Here is a 20,089-nt window from a genome sequence, read left to right as displayed (position 1 = left end):
AAGTGGACCTCGACCCCCGACAAACCACCGCCGTCCGCGCGGTGATCGAAACCGGCAGTTTCGAGCAGGCCGCCGCGCGTCTGAACATTACGTCGTCGGCGGTATCGCAGCGTGTGCGGGCGCTAGAAACGCGCCTGGGCAATCCGCTGATCGTGCGCACGCGCCCGTGCCGAGCGACGCAGATGGGCCAGCGTCTATTGCAGTATTTACGGCGTGCCGCGCTGCTCGAAGACGACTTTGCCAGCGATCTGGCGGGCGCCAACGAAGCACTGCTGAACGTCGCCGCCGCCGTCAACGCGGACACGCTGTCCACGTGGTTTTTCCCCGCGCTCTCCGAGATCCTGCTGCGGGAAAACGTCCTGCTGGATCTGACCGTCGACGACCAGGATCACACCCACGCGCTACTCGCCTCAGGCCTCGCGATCGGCTGCATTACGACTGAACCGGCGCCGATGCGCGGCTGTTTCGCGGAACGGCTCGGCGCGATGCGCTACCGGCTGGTGGCGTCGCCAACGTTCATCGAGCGATGGTTTCCGAATGGCCTGACGCGTGAAAGCGCACGGCGCGCGCCAGTAATTCTGTCCTCACGCAAGGACGCGTTACAGGCGCGCTTTCTCGAGACGCGCTTCGGCCTGCCGCCGGAAGCTTATCCGTGCCATTACGTGCCCGCACCGGCGCCACGTTACATGGCGATCCAGCGTGGCCTCGCTTACGGCATGGTGCCCGAACTGGAATTCGGCGATGCCGTGGAGCGCGGTGAACTGGTCGACCTTGCGCCGAAGCAGCCCACCGATGTCGAGTTGTACTGGCACGCCTGGAAGGTCCAGTCGCCACGGCTCGAAAAACTCTCGGCGCGCATCGTCGAACTCGGCCGCGCCGCATTGGCTCCGCCTGGAGCGAAGATCAAACGCAAACGCGCCGCCTGAACCGGCGGTTAGTGCAAGATCGGCGGCAACGAACCGCTGCTGGCGGTAGCCTGATTAGCGTTGGAGCCTGCGGGACTTGCCGTGACGTTTGCGGCAGCCGGGCTCGGCGCTACGTTTGCGGCCTTGGCAGGCGCGCTCATGGGAACGGCAGGCGGTTTAGCCGCCACCTTAACCGCGTGGGAATGCGCGGTATGCCCTTGAATCAGATTGGCGCGCATGATCTTGCCTTGACCCGGCTTCGCCTGAGCCATTTTTGCGTGTGGCTTCTTACCCTGCGCCACCACGGCTGCTTTCGATTTAGGCTTGCCCGCGTTCTTGACCACGCCGCTCTGGCCTGCCTTCTTGCCCGCGACCTTCTTCACGCCACCATGCGCGCCGCTCTTCGACGCCGATGCAACCCGCTGCGCGCCATGCTGAGCGCTCGCTGCGTGCTTCAAACCCGTTTTGGCGCCGGAGGCCGGCTTGATCCTGGCGGCGCCCGCCGATTTCTTTGCGTGCTTCACCGCATGCCCGGCCGACTCCGGCGGATTCCACACTTCCGCATAACCAGCCGCCATTGCCGCACCCGACACACACCACACCGCTACTGCTGTTGCTACTGCACGAACCCACATCTCCTGCTTCTCCTGATCTTCGGCTTCATAACGAGCCGGGATTATATTCTCTTGCAATAATCCATATTTAGACTAATATCAACATCAAGTACAAATAAGGACTTACTCAGTCATGGCTCACGCTGCTCGCGCCACCCAGCCCGAATCGCCGATCCGTCGGCCGGTTTCGGAACCCACGCTCACCGAAATGTCGGCGGCAGGCCTGCGCGCGTTCTTCAACATCGCGCGAGACTGGGACCTGAGCGCCGACGAGCAGATCGTGCTGCTCGGCTCGCCGGGCCGTTCCACCTATTTCAAATGGAAATCCGCCCCGCAAGCAGCACGTCTGGGCCGCGACACGCTGGAACGCCTGTCGCTGCTGCTTGGCATCTATAAGGCACTGCAAATTCTGCTGCCACAGCCCAGCGCCGCCGACACCTGGATCAGGCGCCCCAACAGCGCGCCGCCGTTCGGTGGCCGCCGCGCGCTCGACCGCATGCTGGCCGGCAACATCAGCGATCTCGTGGCCGTGCGCCAGTATCTCGACGCGATGCGAGGCGGCTGGGCGTGACAAAAACGCATTGGCAGGACCGCTGGCGCAGCGCGCCGCTCGACTGGTCGCCCGCGTATCGCGTGATTCCGACGCGCTTTCCGGCCGTCAATCTGTTCGACCGTGTCGCATCGCCCGAAGATTTCGACGCGCTCTATGCGCTCGAAGCGATGACCAACGACCGCTTGCGCACCGAAGTCGGCGAACTTGATCTCGTACCGCGCGACGAGCGTCGTTTCGGCCCGGGATATGGACCGATCATGGCCGCGTTGACGCATCTGAATCCGCTCGGCAGCCGCTTCTCGGACGGCACGTTTGGCGTCTTCTACTGCGCCCGTTCGCGTGCCACGGCCATCGCCGAAACGCGTTATCACACGGGGAAATTTCTGGAGGCAACCGCCGAGCCGCCCATGCGGCAGCAGATGCGCCTCTACACCGTGGCGGCGCAAGGCAACGTGGTCGATATTCGCGGCGACGCATCGCTCGATCTCGCGGTGCTGTCGCCCGACGACTATGTCGCCGGACAATCGCTCGGCCGCGCCGCGCGCGAGGCCGGCGCGCCCGGCATCGTGTATCCGTCGGTACGGGATGACGAAGGCGAGTGCCTCGCCGCGTTCAGAACCACACTGCTGCGCGACTGCCATCACGCGGCGTATCTGGAATACAACTGGAACGGCGCGGCTATCGATATCGTGTTCGAACTGAATCAGGTGGGTTGAGCCGCACTCAAGGCAAGGCCAGCGCCGCCGCGCCGCTCTCCCGCGCCGCCTCGACCGAGATCGACCAGCGCCGCAACGCCAGGGGCTCCACGATCGTCAGTTTGCCGCCAGGTCCGAATGCGCCGGTGTCGATAAACACCTGTGAACCGATCTGCTGAATGTCGCGCATCGGCGTATGGCCGCAATACGTCAGTGAAAGCCCGCGCTGCCGCTGCGGATCGCTATTGCCCACGGCCAGATCGCGCCCCCACAGCAATTGCTGGCGCGTTTCTGCCGAAAAATTTCCGGCGTCGAGTTCGGCGTCCGTACCGAAGAATTCGGCGTGCAGAATATTGAAGCGCGCCTTGCCGCTGCCCACCACACGCACGAGCGGCAGCGTCCGCAGACGTTCGGCGTACTGCTGCAAGCGTTCGTCGGGTACATCCGCGGCCCACGTTCCGCCAATTCCGTACCACCACTGGCGCCGCATGCGTCCATCGACCACCGCGCACAAAGTGTCTTCGTGATTGCCGAGCACCGCGTAAAACCACGGCTTGTCGAGCAGGGCCAAAGCCTGCTCGGAATGCTCGCCACGATCCACCAGATCGCCGACCGAAAAGAGCCGGTCGCGCGCCGGATCGAACGCGATGTCGCGCAGCAGATAGCGCAACGCATCGACACAGCCATGCAAATCGCCCACGACAAAGTCGCGGCCGCCCTGATTGGCCGAATGATGCTGAACGAGGTTGACGAGTACGGGATCCATGCGCTCATGATAGTTCGGCATCCGCAAGTGCGTATGCGCGGTCCCTATCTTTCCTCGCGTCACAGATCAGCGGAATCACGTAGAAACGACGCAAAAATGGCGCGTCTGCCGCAGAACTTACCGGCAAACGCGCCATTGACACGGTCGTTATTGCTGCGTGCGCAGTTTGGCCACCTGATCCACCGTCACCGTGGATTGCGGATTGCCGAACTGTCTGGTCACGTAGTTGGTGATGGCGGCCACCTGATCGTCGGTAAGCTCGGTGCCGAACGCGGGCATCAGTACGTCAGCCTGTTTCGTCGTACGAGTGACGCCGTGCAGGATCACCATCGCCAGATTGTTGGCGTCGCTCGCGCCGACCGCCGAGTTGTGGATCAGCGACGGATACGCCCCCGGCGCGCTTGCGCCCACGCCCTGCCCGGTCCAGTTATGGCAGGTCGCGCAATTGGCGATGAACAGTTGCGCGCCGTTCACCGTATTGATCGTGGTGCCGCGCAGCGTGGTGACGTCGTCGACGGCGGGATTGCCCCACTGATCGCGCGGACGCGATTCGCCGCCGTTGATCGGCAGCAGCGAACGCAGATACTTGACGATCGAGCCGACGTCCTCTTGAGTCAGGTACTGCGTGCTGTCAGTCACCACCTCGGCCATCGGGCCGGCCGCATTGGCGCGCCCCGGCGCCGCGCCGGTCGAGAGATATGCCGCCAGTTCCTCATCGCTCCAGTTGCCCACGCCGCTGTTCTTGTCCGGTGTGATGTTGTACGCATGCCAGCCGGCCTGGACCGCGCCGGAGAAACGCGAACTCGTTTTCAAACCCTGCATGAAATTGCGCGGCGTATGGCATTCCTCGCAATGCGCGAGACCTTGAACCAGGTACGCGCCGCGATTCAACTCGGCGCTTTGCTTCGGATCGGGGACAAAGCGGCCTTCGTTGAAATTGAACAGGTTCCAGAACACCATCAGCCAGCGCTGATTGAAGGGGAATTTCAGCGTATTGCCCGGCGGTGCATAGTGGATCGGCGTCAGTGTCTTCAGATACGCGCGAATGGCCATCACGTCCTGATCGGTAACCTTGGTGTACTCCACATACGGGAAGGCCGGATACAGCCGCTCGCCGCTCTTGCCGATACCTTCATGCATCGCGCGCAGAAAATCGGCGTCGCTCCATTGGCCGATGCCGGTGTCCGGATCGGGTGTGATGTTGGGTGTCACGATCGTGCCGACCGGCGTGTTGATCGGCAGGCCGCCCGCGAACGGGCGTGTTTTGTCAGCCGTGTGACAGGCCACGCAGTCGCCAACGCGCGCAAGGTATTCGCCGCGTTTCACGAGATCGCTGCTGGCCACCGCCTCCGGCGTACCCGCAGTAGCATCGGCGGGTTGCGAAGCGTCGTCCGCGTGGGCCTGCGTGATCGGCAGTTCGTCGTTATGCCGCGCGCCAGGTCCATGCGCTTCGTGCCAGGCGACATAGAGCGCGAATAGCGAAAAAATGGCTGCCAGGGTCGCCATCCGAAACCGGCGGCGACGCGTGTTCTGAACAGGCAGACCGGCCTGCTGCACACGAGAGGTGTTCTTCGTCATGTTGGCTCTCCGTTCAGGCTCAGATTTCACGCTTGAGCTTGTCCGCCAACTTCAGCGACAAGGCCGCGATCGTCAGCGTGCAATTCACGGAGGCGGCAGTCGGCATCACGCCGCTGCTGGCGATGAACAGATTCGAGTGATCGTGCGTGCGGCAGTCCACATCGACCACCGAATCCCCTGGATCGCTGCCCATGATGGTGGTACCCATGATGTGATTGTTCGGTGCGAACGTATCGTCGAACGAGACCTCGGCGCCGCCGAACAACGCGGCAATCTGCGCATACAGTTCGTGTGTGTTCGCCGCGCTCCTCCTCACGTAGTCGTTGATCGAGTAGTAGATCTCGGGCTGCGGAATACCTAGGGCGTCCTTGTGATCTGCCGAGGGCACCACACGGTTCTGCGGCTCCGCGAGATGCTCGTGAAAGCTGTTGATGTTCAGCGTGCGAGCCGCGCGATCGCGAATCTGGCGGTCGAGCTCCGCGCCGGTGACGCCGCTTTTCAGCAGGTCGGCGGTCACACCCATGGTCGGCACGCCGTTCGACAGATGCAGCTTTTTCGCCGCGTAATCGGAGCGGAACGCGCCGTCGCGAAAGTTGACGATCGAGGTCATCTCCATCGGTCCGCGTCCGGGCCACAGCGGTTCATTGGCGAGGAAGGTGACACCCGTGCCCGGATGATCCATCAGGTTACGGCCCACCTGGTCGGAACTGTTGCCGATGCCATGCGGGAATTTGTCAGTGGTCGACATCAGCATGAGCTTCGGCGTTTCGATGCCGTTTGCGGCCAGCACGAACAGCTTGCCGGTCACGCGTGTGCTGTTGCCGTTCGGGTCCTTGTAGTGAACCGCGGTGATGAGCCCTTTGTTGTCCGCTTCGACGCGATACACGACCGCCTCGGCAATCAGCTTCGCGCCGGCCTGTTCGGCCTTCTCCGCATGCACCACGCCGTTGTACATCGCGGCGATCGGGCAGATCGGCATGCAGTTGTTGTTGCCGCAGCAGGTGGGCCGTGCGTCATATGGACGGCTGTTGCGCGCGACCGGTTCGGGCACCACCTTGAAGCCCTGTGCGTTGAGCACGTCGCTAAAGCGCTGATCCATGTACGAGAGCGGCAGCTGGCTCATCGGATAGGGTTTCGAGCGCGGTGAACCGAGATCGATCGTGCTGTCCGGTCCGGAAACGCCCAGTTGCACTTCAGCCGCTCCGTACCACGGCTCCAGTGTTTCATACGGATAAGGCCAGTCACGTCCCACGCCATACAGCGTGTGCAACCTGAAATCCGACGGCAACAGCCGCCAGGCAGCGGCCGCCCAGTGCCACGTCGTGCCGCCCACCAGCCGCACATACTGTGAGTTGTACGGATAGTCGCCCTTCTGGATCAGGTAATTGTTGGCGGGCGTGTACTCGGGATGCGGCGCGTACGGCGTGGAGGGATACGGCGTCGCGAAGTCGGACTTGGCCGGCGAGTTGCGAAAGTTCTCGACGATCTGCCAGCGTGGAATGCGCGGTCCCGCTTCGAGCAGAATCACCGATGCACCGGCCAACGCCATCTGATGCGCAACCAGCCCACCTGCCACGCCCGACCCGACCACGACGACGTCGGCGGAATTTGAGTTTGCCATTGTTGCCCTCTTGTATGTCGACGAGACGAACGTCGTTCAGGCATTCGCCGGCTTCTGCGTCCAGTAGAACGGCACATCGCGGCAATAGGACGGAATCGTCAACACATCTTTGACCGGCTCGAACATCAGCGCTTTTTCATAAGCGACCACGTCCACATGCGGCATGTCGCCCACCAGGCCGAGATACCACGCACGCATGATCGCGCCGACGGACTTGGCGAGCACCGGCTGATCGGCCTGCAGTGCCTGCGTGACCGTATCGGACGGCACCCCGCCATGGGTTTGCAGCCACATGTTGAGCGCGGCGACGTTCTGCGAGAACTGGCTGTCGGATCTGGCGAGCGCGTCATAGACGCGCTTGCCGAGCACGGCGTCGAAGCCGGTGCGGCCGGTGAGACGTTGCGAGAGTGCGAGGAAGGCATCGAGCCCGCCGCCGGCGGGGGCGTCGGCGAACGCCGGGGTGATCCACGAGAGCGAGCGGCCCGCGCCGGCAATCGCGAGCGCGGCAGCGGTGGCACATGCGCCTAGCACCCATGCCCTGCGCGGAGCCGAGAACGAAAATGAAAACAACCGTGAACGCGAAGCTTGAAGCGAAGGCGACTGCGGGGAGGACGAAGTTGATGACGAAAAACCGGCCAGATGCGTCACGTCGTGGTGCGCATCTTTGTTCTCGGAAGCATCTGTCATGGGGACTCCAGATGGTGAGTCGATCGTGAGTCATTCCGGCAGGCATGCCGCCTGCCAATCGCCTTTCAACTGAAACCGGCGCGCAAGACCACTGCAAACGACTATAGCCTGTGATTCACCGATTCGACAAATGGCGCTCGAAGCACGGGTAGAATTCGCGACACAGACGGCCCTCCATCCTTGACCCCATGCCCATAAAACTTTATCCGCAGGTTCTTCGCAATCGACCCCGCATGCTGGCGGGCCTCGCCGTCGGCCTCGTGGTCGCGCTGCTGGTGCTCCCCGAACACACCCACACCATGGTGCGTGTTCTGGCCGGCTGGGATGCCGCGGTGTGGAGCTATCTGGTGCTGATCTGGATACACATGGCCATGGCCGACGAAGGCCGGGTCCGCGAGTTCGCACGGCGCGACGATGAAAACGCCGGTGTGGTGCTGGTCGTGATCTGCGTCGCGACGATCGCCAGTATTGTCGCGATCGTGCTCGAACTGGCCTCGGCGAAGGGCACCGCCGGCACCTCGACGCTGTGGCACTACCTGCTGACCGGCCTCACGATGTTCGGCGCATGGTTCCTGATTCCGACCATTTTCACCATGCATTACGCACGGCTGTACTACGACCCGGATGCAACGGAGACCGCACTGCTGTTTCCCGACCACAAGCTCCAGCCGAACTACTGGGACTTCCTGTACTTCTCGTTCACGATTGCGGTCGCCTCACAAACCTCGGACGTGGTGCTGCGCTCGCGGTCGATCCGCCGCGCGGCGCTCGCGCAGTCGATCCTGTCGTTCTACTTCAATGTCGCGGTGCTCGGCTTGTGCGTGAACATCGCAGCGGGCCTGCTCGGCTCCTAGCCGTGTAAAACCCGGACGAGGCCCGCCCGTTTTACACGCGGGCCGTCCGCGCCCGCGGGCAACACTGCCTCGGGCCGCTTCCGTGTCCCTTCCGCGCCCCCTCCTGCCGGGCGCGCATCCCCCACCTTTTCGCTTCCTTCCATTCGCTCCCGGAACGCACTGGCACAGCGTTTGCTGCGTCTTGCAAATGGTTCTGGCCAGTCCGGCGCCCTCGACGCCTGGCGTCAAAGCACCTGTTACTGGCCAGCGGCGTGACGATCTTTGCACTACATTGACCTGTACGCGCCCTCGCTTTGCGCATTGCGCGGTATCCGGCTCTGGAAGCCCAATGAGCGCTGTGATCGCATGTCAATTGCATCCACACCGCAGCAGGACGAATCTGGAAACGACCGATGGAATCTCCAAACGGGTACGCGCCACGGATTTATTTTTTTCATTCACTTCTCGTCGGGCCGCTCGATGCATGGCCCGCACAGTTCGCTCACGCAGCCGGACTGGGCTTCGATCACGCGCTGATCGGCGGCGCCTTCGAGCCGGGCCGGGCGGGACATGGACAGGTGATCGGCAATCACGGCCGGTTGCACCCGGTGTTCGAGACCCAGCAATCTGCCACGGCAGCGATCCGTACGCTCGCCCACGCCGCTCGCCAGCATGATCTGGCCTTGCTGGTCGATCTGGTGATCGACCGGATGGCCGCCGATGGCGTGCTGTACGCCGAACATGCCGGCTGGTTCCACCCATTCGAGTCCGACGAGGCGCGGCTCGATCCGCGCCATGTTCATCACGAGGACAACGTCGCGTATGCCAACTTCAACGACGAAGCCAGCCGCGCGGCGCTAGTCGGCTGGTGGATCCAGCAACTGCTGGCGCTCGCCGAAGCGGGGGTGAGCGGCTTCCGGTTCGATTCGCCGCATCGCGTGCCGGCCGCCGTCTGGCGGCAACTGCGCGACGCGGTGCGCGCGAAGCATCCTGAAGTGCGCTTCCTTGCCGCGACGCCGGGTCTCGCCCGTGGCGATCTGCTCGGCCTCGAAGGTGCGGGCTTCGACAGCGTGTTTTCGTCGGTGCGCTGGTGGGACTTCCGCGCCAGCTGGATGGTGGAAGAGCACGCCGCCCTCGCACGCATCGCCGCCCCCATCGCATTTCCCGAAGCGCCTTATGGCACCCGCCTCGCCGCCGATCTCAGCGACGCGCACGACGCTGCAATCGTCGAGCGGGCCTACCGGCGCGCGTTGTTCGCATCGGCCTCGACCGGCACCGGCTGGATGATGCCCATGGGCTTCGAATACGGCGTCGCCGAGCCGATGTCGCAAACACGTGGCAATGCTGCGCAGTTCGCCCTCGCCAGCCAGTCGAAGCCATTCGATCTCTCGGAGCGGATCAGCCATGCGAACGACGTGGCGCGCAACACGAAGACGTTGCACACCAACGGCGAATTGCGCGCGCTGAGCGGACCCGGCGCACCCGTGGCGGTGTTGCTGCGCGCCGCCACGCCCGATCTGCGCAACGCCGGCGAGGCTGTGCTGATCGCCATCAATCCTGAACTCGGTGCGCCTGTGCGCGTCGATCCCGCCCGCTTCCTCCCGGGCGTACCGGGCAACTTCACGCGCTTTGTCCCGCTCGACACGCCCGGGCATACCGCACCCGCCGCATTGACGCCGTTCACGCTCGCCCCCGGCGCAGTCCGCTTGTTCCGCGGGGTCGCCGATCAACCGGTCCGTCTCGCGCCGCCGATCGACAAGGCGAACAGCAAGCGCAGTGGCCACAAGACTGTGCTCGAAGCGATCAGCGCACCGCGCGTGGCGATCGAGAGCGTGACGCCCGCGGTCGATAACGGACGCTTTCCCGCCAAACGCACGGTGGGCGAGCGCGCCGAAGTCAGCGCCGCGATCTTCGCCGAAGGCCACGACAAGATCGCCGCCGCCGTCGTCTGGCGCGCCGCCGACGAAACCGCCTGGCACGAAGTGCCGATGCGCCCGGCACAGCCAGCAGGCCTCGATATCTGGACAGCCCGCATCCCGCTGGAGCGCCTCGGCCGTCACGAATTCACCGTCATTGCATGGCGCGACGACTTTGCGTCACTGGCCGAGCATATTCAGAAGAAGCTGAATGCAGGCCAAACCGTCGAACTCGAACTTGACGAAGCCACGCATCTGTTCGCGCTGGTGCTGGCCGAAGTGGAAACAGCGGACGGCGCAGCGGCCGAACCGCTCGAGCAAATCGTCAAGCGCTTCACCAAGGCCGACGCCGCCACGAAGCTCGCGTTGCTGCTCGAACCCGCCACCGCACAGGCGATGAGCGCCGCGCGCCACCGCCCGTTCCTGAGCCGCGATCCGATCGTCTACAAGATCGATGCTGAGCGGAGCGCCGCACGTTTCGCCAGTTGGTACGAGATTTTCCCGCGCTCGATGAGCGACGACGAATCGCGTCACGGCACCTTCGCCGACGTCGTCACGAAACTGCCGCGCATTCGCGAGATGGGTTTCGATGTGCTGTACTTCCCGCCGATCCACCCAATCGGCATGGCGAACCGCAAAGGCCGCAATAACACGCTGAACGCGCAGCCAGGCGATGTCGGCAGCCCGTATGCCATCGGCGGGGCCGAAGGCGGCCACACAGCCGTGCATCCCGAACTCGGCACGCTCGACGACTTCAGGCAGATGCTGGCCGCCGCCCACGCGCACGGCCTCGAAATCGCGCTCGACTTCGCCATCCAATGTTCGCCGGATCACCCGTGGCTGAAGCAGCATCCGACGTGGTTCGCCTGGCGCCCGGACGGTACGCTGCGCTACGCGGAAAATCCGCCGAAGAAGTATCAGGACATCGTCAATCCCGACTTCTATGCGCACGACGCCAAGCCTGAATTGTGGCTCGCGCTGCGCGACGTCTTCCTGTTCTGGATCGAAGCCGGCGTGCATATCTTCCGGGTCGACAATCCGCACACCAAACCGCTGCCGTTCTGGGAATGGGTGATCGACGACGTACGCTCGCGCTATCCCGACACGATCTTCCTCGCCGAAGCCTTTACACGGCCACGCATGATGAACCGCCTCGGCAAGATCGGCTTCTCGCAGTCGTACACCTATTTCACGTGGCGCGAATCAAAGCGCGATTTCATCGAGTATCTGACCGAACTCACGCAAACCAGCGCGCGCGATTTCTACCGGCCGAATTTCTTCGTCAATACACCGGACATCAATCCACGGCATTTGCAGTCGTCGGGGCGCTCGGGTTTTCTGATTCGCGCGGCGCTCGCGTCCACCCTCGCCGGTTTATGGGGCGTGTATAGCGGTTTCGAATTGTGCGAGGCCGCCGCGCTGCCGAACAGCGAGGAATATCTCGACTCTGAAAAGTATCAGTTGCGCGCGTGGGACTGGAACCGGCCAGGCAATATCGTCGGCGAGATCAGTGCGCTGAACCGGATCCGGCGGGCGAATCCGGCGCTGCAAACCCATCTCGGCCTCACCTTCCTCACCGCGCACAACGACAACATCCTGTTCTTCGAGAAAGCAACCGAAGCGCGCGACAACGTCATCCTGGTGGCGATCAATCTCGACCCGTTCAACGAACAGGGCGCGGATATCGAATTGTCGTGGGACACTTTCCAGCGATGGAATCTGCACGACCATGGCGCGCTGGAAGTGACCGATCAGATGACCGGTGCGCGCTTCGAATGGCACGGCCGCCGGCAACACGTCCGGCTCGGTTCTGACCAGCCGTTTTCGATCTGGCGCATCGCGCCGCTCGGCGGCCTGCCCGCTGAACGCCCCGATGGTGCCGACAGCGACTATCACGCAGACGACGCTGGCAACCCAACCTTTACGGAAGGTGCGACATGAAGCGTGACGAACCAGCCCAAACTCCACCGCAGGCCCCCGCGAGCGCAAACATCGGTGGCGCCACCAGGGCACGCCCGCATCGGCGCGGCAAGCCCGAGGCCTTGAGCGACGATCCGCTCTGGTACAAGGACGCGATCATTTATCAGGTGCACATCAAGTCGTTCTTCGACGCGAACAACGACGGCGTGGGCGACTTTCCAGGCTTGATCGCAAAGCTCGATTACATCGCCGAGCTTGGTGTGAATGCGATCTGGCTGCTGCCGTTCTATCCGTCGCCGCGCCGTGACGACGGTTACGACATCGCCGACTATCGCAATGTGCATCCGGACTACGGCCAGCTTTCCGACGTGAAGCGTTTCATTCAGGAGGCGCACTCACGCGGCATCCGCGTGATTACGGAACTGGTGATCAATCACACGTCCGATCAGCACCCGTGGTTTCAGCGCGCCCGCCGCGCGAAGCCGGGGTCGAATCACCGCAACTTCTATGTGTGGTCCGATACCGATCAGAAGTACCAGGAAACGCGGATCATCTTTATCGACTCGGAGCCGTCGAACTGGACTCATGATCCGGTGGCGGGCGCTTACTTCTGGCACCGCTTCTATTCGCACCAGCCCGATCTGAACTTCGACAATCCGGCCGTCCTGAAGGAAGTGCTGCAGATCATGCGCTTCTGGCTCGATATGGGTATCGACGGGCTGCGGCTTGACGCCGTGCCGTATCTGGTCGAGCGCGAAGGCACCAACAACGAGAATCTGCCGGAAACGCACGCCGTGCTGAAGAAGATTCGCGCGACCATCGACGCCGAGTATCCGAACCGCATGCTGCTCGCAGAAGCGAACCAGTGGCCGGAAGACGTGAAGGAATATTTCGGCGACGAAGATGAATGCCACATGGCGTTCCACTTCCCGCTGATGCCACGCATCTATATGTCGATTGCGAGCGAGGATCGCTTCCCGATCACCGACATCATGCGACAGACACCGGACCTCGCGCCTAGCAACCAGTGGGCGATTTTCCTGCGTAATCACGACGAACTGACGCTCGAGATGGTCACGGATTCTGAGCGCGATTACCTCTGGAACACCTATGCGAGCGATCGCCGTGCGCGCCTGAATCTCGGCATTCGCCGCCGCCTCGCGCCACTGATGGAGCGCGACCGCCGCCGCATCGAGCTGATCAATTCGCTGCTGCTCTCAATGCCCGGCACGCCCGTGATCTATTACGGCGACGAACTCGGCATGGGCGACAACATCCACCTGGGCGACCGCGACGGCGTGCGTACACCGATGCAATGGTCGTCGGATCGCAACGGCGGGTTTTCACGCGCCGATCCTGAACAACTGGTGCTGCCGCCGGTGATGGGTTCGCTGTACGGCTTCGACGCCGTCAATGTCGAAGCGCAAAGCCGCGATCCGCATTCGCTGCTGAACTGGACGCGGCGCATGCTCGCCACGCGTCGCGCGAAGCAGACTTTCGGACGCGGCACGATCCGTTTCCTGAAGCCTGAAAACCGCAAGATTCTCGCGTATCTGCGCGAAATTCCGGACGAGCCGCCAATCCTGTGCGTGGCGAATCTGTCGCGCGCACCGCAGGCGGTTGAACTCGACTTATCGGAATTCAACGGCGCGGTGCCGATCGAGATGACCGCGGATTCCGTGTTCCCCGCGATTGGTCAGCTAACCTATCTGCTGACCTTCCCGCCGTACGGCTTCCTGTGGTTCATGCTGTGCTCGGGCGGCCAGCGTCCGACCTGGGCGCAAGCGCATTCCGAACCACTGCCCGAATTCGTCACGATCGTGATCCGCGAGGGTCAGGCCGGCCCGACGCCGGAAAACGTCCGGTTGCTCGAATCCGAGGTGCTGCCGTCATGGCTGAGCCGGCGCCGCTGGTTTGCCTCGAAGGATCAGAAGATGCACGCGGTACGTCTCGCCGCGCTGACCACGATCCCCCACGGCGGTTTCGCGTTCACTGAAATCGAAGCCGATGTGGGCAACCATACCGAACGCTACGTGGTGCCGATCGCGATCACGTGGGGCGGCGAAACCACCACGCCGCTATTTATGCAGCTGGCACTGGCGCGGGTTCGCCGCGGCCGCAACGTCGGCCATCTGACCGATGCATTTGCGCTGCCGATCTTCGCGCATGGCGTATTGCGCAAGCTGCGCGAGCGCGCGGTTATTCCGACCGTGCAGAAGAGCGAAATCAGGTTCATCCCGACCGAGCGTTTCTCCGAACTCGAGCATCTCGACGAGCGGCCGGAGATTCGCTGGCTGGCGGCCGAGCAAAGCAACAGCTCATTGATCGTCGCCGATGCCGCCGTGCTGAAACTGGTGCGGCGTCTGGTGAGCGGTATTCATCCGGAAGCGGAAATGAGCCGCTATCTGACCCAGCTCGGCTACGCGAATACCGCACCGCTGTATGGCGAAGTGGTGCGCGTCGATCCCGAAGGCGTGCCGCATACCCTCGCGATCCTGCAAGGCTATATCGACAATCAGGGCGACGCGTGGAACTGGTCGCTCGACTACCTGCGCCGCTCGGTGGACGAACTCGCCATCGCCGTCGATACGGACGCGCAATCGCTGGACCGCGACAACGAAGCGATTCTCGTGGAAGGCTACAGCAGCCTCGCCGGCATCATCGGCAAACGGCTGGGCGAATTGCATGTGGCGCTCGCCTCGCCCTCCGGCGACCCGGCATTCGCGCCGGAACCCGCCGGCGCCGAACAGGTGAAGGCGTGGGTCGACGGTACGCAATCCATGCTCGCCAGCGCGCTCGATCTGCTCGCGCCGCGTATCGGGCAGATGATCGATCCGGATACCCAGGCATTGGCGCAAAGTCTGATCGACCGCCGGGCCGCATTGGTCGACGCCGTCGACAAACTGGTGCCGGGCAATGCAGGCGCGTTGCGCACGCGCATTCACGGCGACTTCCATCTGGGCCAGGTGCTGGTCGCGCAGGGCGACGCGTATCTGATCGACTTCGAGGGCGAACCCGCCCGCACGTTGGAGGAACGGCGCCAGAAATCGAGTCCGTTGCGCGACGTGGCCGGTTTGATGCGCTCGCTGTCGTATGCAAGCGCCGCGGCACAGTCCACGATGGAAAGCGCGCCGCCGCAGACAGCCGATCGCAAGCGCGCACTGTTCGAGCGTTTCCGCGCGCACGCAACCGAAACGTTCCTGAAGGAATACCGCGCCGCTGCCGCGAATTCGCCTACGCCGCTGGTGGCGCCCGAGGCCGAACAGGCCTTGCTCGATCTGTTCCTGATCGAGAAAGCCGCGTACGAAATCCGTTACGAAGCGGCCAACCGTCCGACGTGGCTCAATTTGCCCGTACGCGGCCTCGCCGCGCTCACCAGCCGCCTGCTCGGCGACACCGGCAGCGCGCAGCACAGTCCGTCAACCCAGGCGCCAGACGCCGCCACACCGCCTCCCCCGGCCGAGGGCGACTATGAGTGAGCACGATCCGGCCGCGGGCCTCCAACCGCTGGACATCGACGCGCTCGTTGAAGCGCGTCACCCCGATCCCTTCTCGCAGCTCGGCATGCATCAGACGCCCGCGGGTCCGGTGGTGCGCGCGCTGTTGCCCAACGCCTTGCATGTCGCGGTGATCTCGCGCGTCGACGGCGCCACGCTCGGCGAACTCGAGCAACTCAGGCCGGGGCTGTTTGCCGGTCGCGTGACGTCGGCGGCGCCCTATCGCCTGCGCATCGACTGGCACGGCACCGTGCAGGAAATCGAGGACACCTATTCGTTCGGCCCCGTTCTCGGCGACGAGCCGTTGGGGCGTCTCGCCGGCGGCGACCCGTACGCGGTGCTCGAATGCCTCGGTTCACGCCCAATGGAAGTAGCCGGCGTGCCAGGCGTGCGCTTCGCCGTGTGGGCGCCGAATGCGCGGCGCGTGTCGGTGGTCGGCGACTTCAATGCGTGGGACGGGCGCCGTCATCCGATGCGGCTGCGTCATCAGGCCGGTGTGTGGGAATTGTTTGTGCCGCGCGTCGGCCCCGGCACGCGCTACAAATACGAGTTGCTCGCCCGTGACGGTCATCCGCTGCCGCTGAAAGCCGATCCGTGCGCCATGCAGACGGAAAGACCGCCGGGTACCGCGTCGGTGGTCGCGCATGTCGACGAAATCGAGCAATTTGCGTGGACCGACCAGGACTGGATTCAGTCGCGCGCCGCCAGGCAAACACCACGCGCGCCGGTCTCGATCTACGAAGTGCATGCCGAATCGTGGCTGCGCGTCGCCGAAGAAGGGCAGCGCGGCCTCACCTGGGAAGAACTCGCCGAGCGGCTGATTCCTTACGCGAAAAGCATGGGCTTCACGCACGTGGAGTTCATGCCGATTGCCGAGCATCCGTTCGGCGGTTCATGGGGCTATCAGCCGCTCGGACAGTTCGCGCCGTCCGCACGTTTCGGCAAGCCCGAGCAGTTCGCCCTGTTCGTCGACAAGGCGCACGCGGCCGGTCTCGGCGTGATTCTCGACTGGGTGCCGGCGCACTTTCCGAACGACGCGCACGGTCTGATCGACTTCGACGGCACGCCGCTCTATGAGCACGCCGATCCGCGCGAAGGCTATCACCAGGACTGGAACACGATGATCTACAACCTCGGCCGCAACGAGGTGAGCGCGTTCCTCGTGGCATCGGGGCTCGCATGGTTGAAGCGCTATCACGTCGACGGTCTGCGCGTGGATGCGGTCGCCTCGATGCTGTATCGCGACTATTCGCGCGAACCCGGTCAGTGGGTTCCCAATATCTACGGCGGGCGCGAAAACCTCGAATCGATCGCGTTTCTGAAGCGGCTGAATCATGAAGTGGGTTACGTGCCCGGCGTGCCGGGCGCGATCACGATCGCCGAAGAATCGACGGCATGGCCCGGTGTGACGGCACGCATCGAGGACGGCGGCCTCGGTTTTCAGTTCAAGTGGAACATGGGATGGATGCACGACACGCTGCACTACATGGCCGAAAATCCGGTGTACCGCCAGTACCATCACCACATGATGACGTTCGGCATGGTGTACGCGTATTCCGAGCGCTTCGTGCTGCCGCTTTCGCACGACGAGGTGGTGCATGGCAAAGGTTCGCTGCTCGGCAAGATGCCCGGCGACCGGTGGCAAAAGTTCGCCAATCTGCGCGCGTACTTCGGTTTCATGTGGACGCATCCGGGCAAGAAGCTGCTGTTCATGGGCGGCGAATTCGGCCAGATGGCCGAATTCGACCATGACACGTCGCCGCACTGGCATCTGCTCGACGATCCGAACCATCACGGCGTGCAGAAGCTGGTGCGCGATCTGAACCATCTGTACCACGAGGAGCCCGCGCTACACCGGCTCGACAGCGAGCCGGGCGGCTTCCAGTGGCTGGTCGGCGACGACAACGGCAACAGCGTGTATGCCTGGCGCCGCAGCGACGGCGAGGGGCGCGAACTCGTCGTCGTGTGCAACATGACGCCGGTACCGCGGCTTGGGTACCGGATCGGCATGCCGCGCGGCGGCCGCTGGGTGGAAGTGTTGAATACGGATGCCGGCGTGTATGGCGGCTCGAACATGGGCAACGGCGGCGTCATCCATACCGACAACGCCTCGAGCCACGGTTGGCCGCATTCCGCTGCGCTGACGCTGCCGCCCCTGGCGACGATCGTTTTGCGCGCGGATTGATGGATGTGGAGTAAGGCGAGCGCGCGGCCGACGGGCCGCGCGCTCGTTGCATGAAGTCCCACGAGAGCGTTCATAAAACAGAACAAGGAAGGGGAATCATGTCGCATGCACTGCCCGACCGGCTTCTGCCCGGCTCGCCCTATCCGCTCGGCGCCAGCTGGGACGGCCTCGGCGTCAACTTTGCGGTGTTCTCGGCGAATGCGCAAAAAATCGAGCTTTGCCTGTTCGATCCCACGGGCCGCAAGGAGATCAGGCGCTTCACGCTGCCCGAATGCACCGACGAAATCTGGCACGGCTATTTGCCCAATGCGCACCCCGGCACCGCGTACGGTTTTCGCGCGCATGGACCCTATCAGCCGCAGCACGGGCATCGCTTCAATCCGCACAAGCTGTTGCTCGACCCGTATGCGCGCAAACTGGTCGGCCAGTTTCGCTGGTCCGACGCGCTGTTCGGCTATCGCGTGCATTCGAATCGTGCCGACCTGTCGATCGACCGCCGCGATTCGGCGCCGGCCATGCCGAAGTGCGTCGTGATCGACGAAGCCTTCGACTGGTCGCACGACCAGCGCCCGAATGTGCCGTGGGGCGAGACCATCATCTATGAAGCGCACGTGCGCGGCGTGTCGATGTTGCGCCCCGATTTGCGTCAGCACGAACGTGGCACGTTCGCCGCGCTGGCCGCACCGGAATTCATCGAACATTTGCTGAAACTCGGCGTGACCGCCGTGGAACTGCTGCCCGTGCACGCGTTTCTGAACGACCGCTTTCTGGTGGAGCGCGGGCTGCGCAATTACTGGGGTTACAACACAGCGGCCTTTTTTGCGCCGGAACCCTCGTATCTGAGCACGCACCGGCTCGATGAAATGCGCATCGCGGTGCGCCAGTTGCACGCGGCCGGCATCGAAGTGATTCTCGACGTGGTCTACAACCACACCTGCGAAGGCAACGAGTCGGGGCCGACCGTCTCGTGGCGCGGCCTCGACAATGCAAGCTACTACCGGCTGGTTCCCGGCGACGAACGCCACGATATCAACGACACAGGCTGCGGCAACACCGTCAACCTCGCGCACCCGCGTGTCCTGCAGATGGTGATGGACTCGCTGCGTTACTGGTCGACGAAGTTCAATATCGACGGCTTCCGTTTCGATCTCGGCGTGACGCTCGGCCGCGAGCAACACGGTTTCGATCCCGGTTCCGGTTTCTTCGACGCCTTGCGTCAGGACCCGATCCTGTCGCAGCGCAAGCTGATTTCCGAGCCGTGGGACATTGGTCCGGGCGGTTACCAACTCGGCAATCATCCGCCGGGCTTCGCCGAATGGAACGACCGCTTCCGCGACACGGTGCGCCGCTTCTGGCGCGGTGACGCGGGCCTGCGCCCCGATCTCGCCGCGCGGCTGACCGGTTCCGCCGATCTGTTCAACCGGCGCTTCAGGAAACCGTGGGCGTCAATCAACTTTGTCACATCGCATGACGGTTTTACGCTTGCCGACGTCACCGCCTACGAGCACAAGCATAACGAAGCGAATCGCGAAGACAACAACGACGGCCACAACGAAAATTGCAGCCGCAATTGGGGCGTGGAAGGCCCGAGCGACGATCCGGCGATGCTCGAAACCCGCAAGCGCGTGGCCCGCTCGCTCATCGCCACGCTGCTGATGGCGCTCGGCACGCCCATGGTGCTGGCAGGCGACGAATCGCTGCGCACGCAGAATGGCAACAACAATGCGTATTGCCAGGATAACGAACTATCATGGCTCGACTGGGATCGCATGGCGTCGCTCGAAGGCCGGCAGATGACCGCGTTCATCGCGCGCGTGATCGCGCTGCGCAAAGCGCACCCGCTACTGCGCGAAACGCGTTTTCTGTTCGGCGACCGCGAAGTATTGCCGGGACTGTTCGACGTCGGCTGGTTCGACGAACACGGCGATCCGCTCACTATCGAAGCCTGGCAAGACCCTGAAGGGCGCGCGTTCACGCTGCGCCGCGCGGGGCCAGGCTCGAATGGCGAAACGGAAGTATTGTTGATGATGCTCAACGCTTCGGCGCAGACCTTGCGTTTCGTGCCGCCCGCGCCACACCTGGAATGGCATGTGCTGTTAGATACGGCTGAGCCGGAAAGCGCGCCGCACCCTCTGCTGGAACCCGAGGTCGAAGTGGCCGCGCACAGTCTCGTGATACTGGCGGCGCAACCGGTCGGCGAAGCGGATTGGCAAACGGGCTGGAAGGCCGGCGCGCAGCACGGGCCGCGCCTGTTGACCGCCCTGCCGCCCGATCCGGGCGCCCATGCGCCGGGCAGCGAACCGGCGCCGGCCACGTAGG

13 protein-coding genes are annotated in these 20,089 nt (G+C 63.7%); 8 read left to right on the top strand and 5 right to left on the bottom strand.

Annotation, left to right across the window (positions count from 1 at the left end):
• Nucleotides 1-2 precede the first annotated feature (2 nt).
• Complete coding sequence (locus PQR67_RS10290; RefSeq protein ID WP_408457864.1) at nucleotides 3-926, top strand: HTH-type transcriptional regulator ArgP; 924 nt, start codon at nucleotides 3-5, stop codon at nucleotides 924-926.
• Nucleotides 927-934: 8 nt separating this feature from the next.
• Here the strand turns inward: PQR67_RS10290 and PQR67_RS10285 are convergent, their stop codons facing one another.
• On the bottom strand, nucleotides 935-1,540 hold the full coding sequence (locus tag PQR67_RS10285; RefSeq protein ID WP_408457861.1) for a hypothetical protein: 606 nt from the start codon (nucleotides 1,538-1,540) through the stop codon (nucleotides 935-937).
• 112 nt (nucleotides 1,541-1,652) lie between these two features.
• Here PQR67_RS10285 and PQR67_RS10280 point away from each other — a divergent pair, with 112 nt between their 5' ends.
• Nucleotides 1,653-2,090 carry an MbcA/ParS/Xre antitoxin family protein gene (locus tag PQR67_RS10280; protein ID WP_408457858.1) on the top strand — a complete coding sequence of 146 codons (438 nt, stop codon included), beginning with the start codon at nucleotides 1,653-1,655 and terminating at the stop codon, nucleotides 2,088-2,090.
• The gene (locus PQR67_RS10275) at nucleotides 2,087-2,788 is read left to right on the top strand and encodes an RES family NAD+ phosphorylase (protein ID WP_408457855.1); all 702 of its coding nucleotides are present in this window, start codon (nucleotides 2,087-2,089) and stop codon (nucleotides 2,786-2,788) included. The genes PQR67_RS10280 and PQR67_RS10275 overlap by 4 nt, the downstream gene beginning before the upstream one ends.
• Nucleotides 2,789-2,795: 7 nt before the next feature.
• Here the strand turns inward: PQR67_RS10275 and PQR67_RS10270 are convergent, their stop codons facing one another.
• The 4 genes from PQR67_RS10270 to PQR67_RS10255 all read right to left on the bottom strand — a co-directional run bounded on the left by PQR67_RS10270 (nucleotide 2,796) and on the right by PQR67_RS10255 (nucleotide 7,419).
• Nucleotides 2,796-3,533 carry a metallophosphoesterase gene (locus tag PQR67_RS10270; RefSeq protein ID WP_408457852.1) on the bottom strand — a complete coding sequence of 246 codons (738 nt, stop codon included), beginning with the start codon at nucleotides 3,531-3,533 and terminating at the stop codon, nucleotides 2,796-2,798.
• Nucleotides 3,534-3,680: 147 nt separating this feature from the next.
• Entirely contained in the window at nucleotides 3,681-5,111 is a 1,431-nt protein-coding gene (locus PQR67_RS10265; protein WP_408457850.1) for a c-type cytochrome, read from the bottom strand.
• A 19-nt stretch (nucleotides 5,112-5,130) separates the two neighbouring features.
• Nucleotides 5,131-6,732, bottom strand: a complete 1,602-nt coding sequence (locus PQR67_RS10260; RefSeq protein ID WP_408457847.1) for a GMC family oxidoreductase — start codon at nucleotides 6,730-6,732, stop codon at nucleotides 5,131-5,133.
• A 36-nt stretch (nucleotides 6,733-6,768) separates the two neighbouring features.
• On the bottom strand, nucleotides 6,769-7,419 hold the full coding sequence (locus PQR67_RS10255; RefSeq protein ID WP_408457844.1) for a sugar dehydrogenase complex small subunit: 651 nt from the start codon (nucleotides 7,417-7,419) through the stop codon (nucleotides 6,769-6,771).
• A gap of 188 nt (nucleotides 7,420-7,607) precedes the next feature.
• Between PQR67_RS10255 and PQR67_RS10250 the strand changes: the two genes are divergently transcribed.
• The 5 genes from PQR67_RS10250 (at nucleotide 7,608) to glgX (ending at nucleotide 20,088) form a co-directional block, all read left to right on the top strand.
• Complete coding sequence (locus tag PQR67_RS10250) at nucleotides 7,608-8,273, top strand: DUF1345 domain-containing protein (protein ID WP_408457841.1); 666 nt, start codon at nucleotides 7,608-7,610, stop codon at nucleotides 8,271-8,273.
• 392 nt (nucleotides 8,274-8,665) lie between these two features.
• Complete coding sequence (locus PQR67_RS10245) at nucleotides 8,666-12,109, top strand: maltotransferase domain-containing protein (protein ID WP_408457838.1); 3,444 nt, start codon at nucleotides 8,666-8,668, stop codon at nucleotides 12,107-12,109.
• Nucleotides 12,106-15,567 carry a maltose alpha-D-glucosyltransferase gene (gene treS, locus PQR67_RS10240; RefSeq protein WP_408457836.1) on the top strand — a complete coding sequence of 1,154 codons (3,462 nt, stop codon included), beginning with the start codon at nucleotides 12,106-12,108 and terminating at the stop codon, nucleotides 15,565-15,567. The genes PQR67_RS10245 and treS overlap by 4 nt, the downstream gene beginning before the upstream one ends.
• Nucleotides 15,560-17,770 carry a 1,4-alpha-glucan branching protein GlgB gene (gene glgB / locus PQR67_RS10235; protein WP_408457833.1) on the top strand — a complete coding sequence of 737 codons (2,211 nt, stop codon included), beginning with the start codon at nucleotides 15,560-15,562 and terminating at the stop codon, nucleotides 17,768-17,770. The genes treS and glgB overlap by 8 nt, the downstream gene beginning before the upstream one ends.
• 98 nt (nucleotides 17,771-17,868) lie before the next feature.
• A complete protein-coding gene (gene glgX / locus PQR67_RS10230; RefSeq protein WP_408457830.1) occupies nucleotides 17,869-20,088 on the top strand; it encodes a glycogen debranching protein GlgX in 2,220 nt (739 codons plus the stop codon).
• Nucleotide 20,089: the final 1 nt, after the last annotated feature.

Source organism: Paraburkholderia fungorum (genome assembly GCF_046026025.1).
Taxonomy (GTDB): Bacteria; Pseudomonadota; Gammaproteobacteria; order Burkholderiales; family Burkholderiaceae; genus Paraburkholderia; species Paraburkholderia fungorum_E.
The sequence above is the reverse complement of the archived record's forward strand: the minus strand, read 5'-3'. Positions and strand labels throughout refer to the sequence as shown.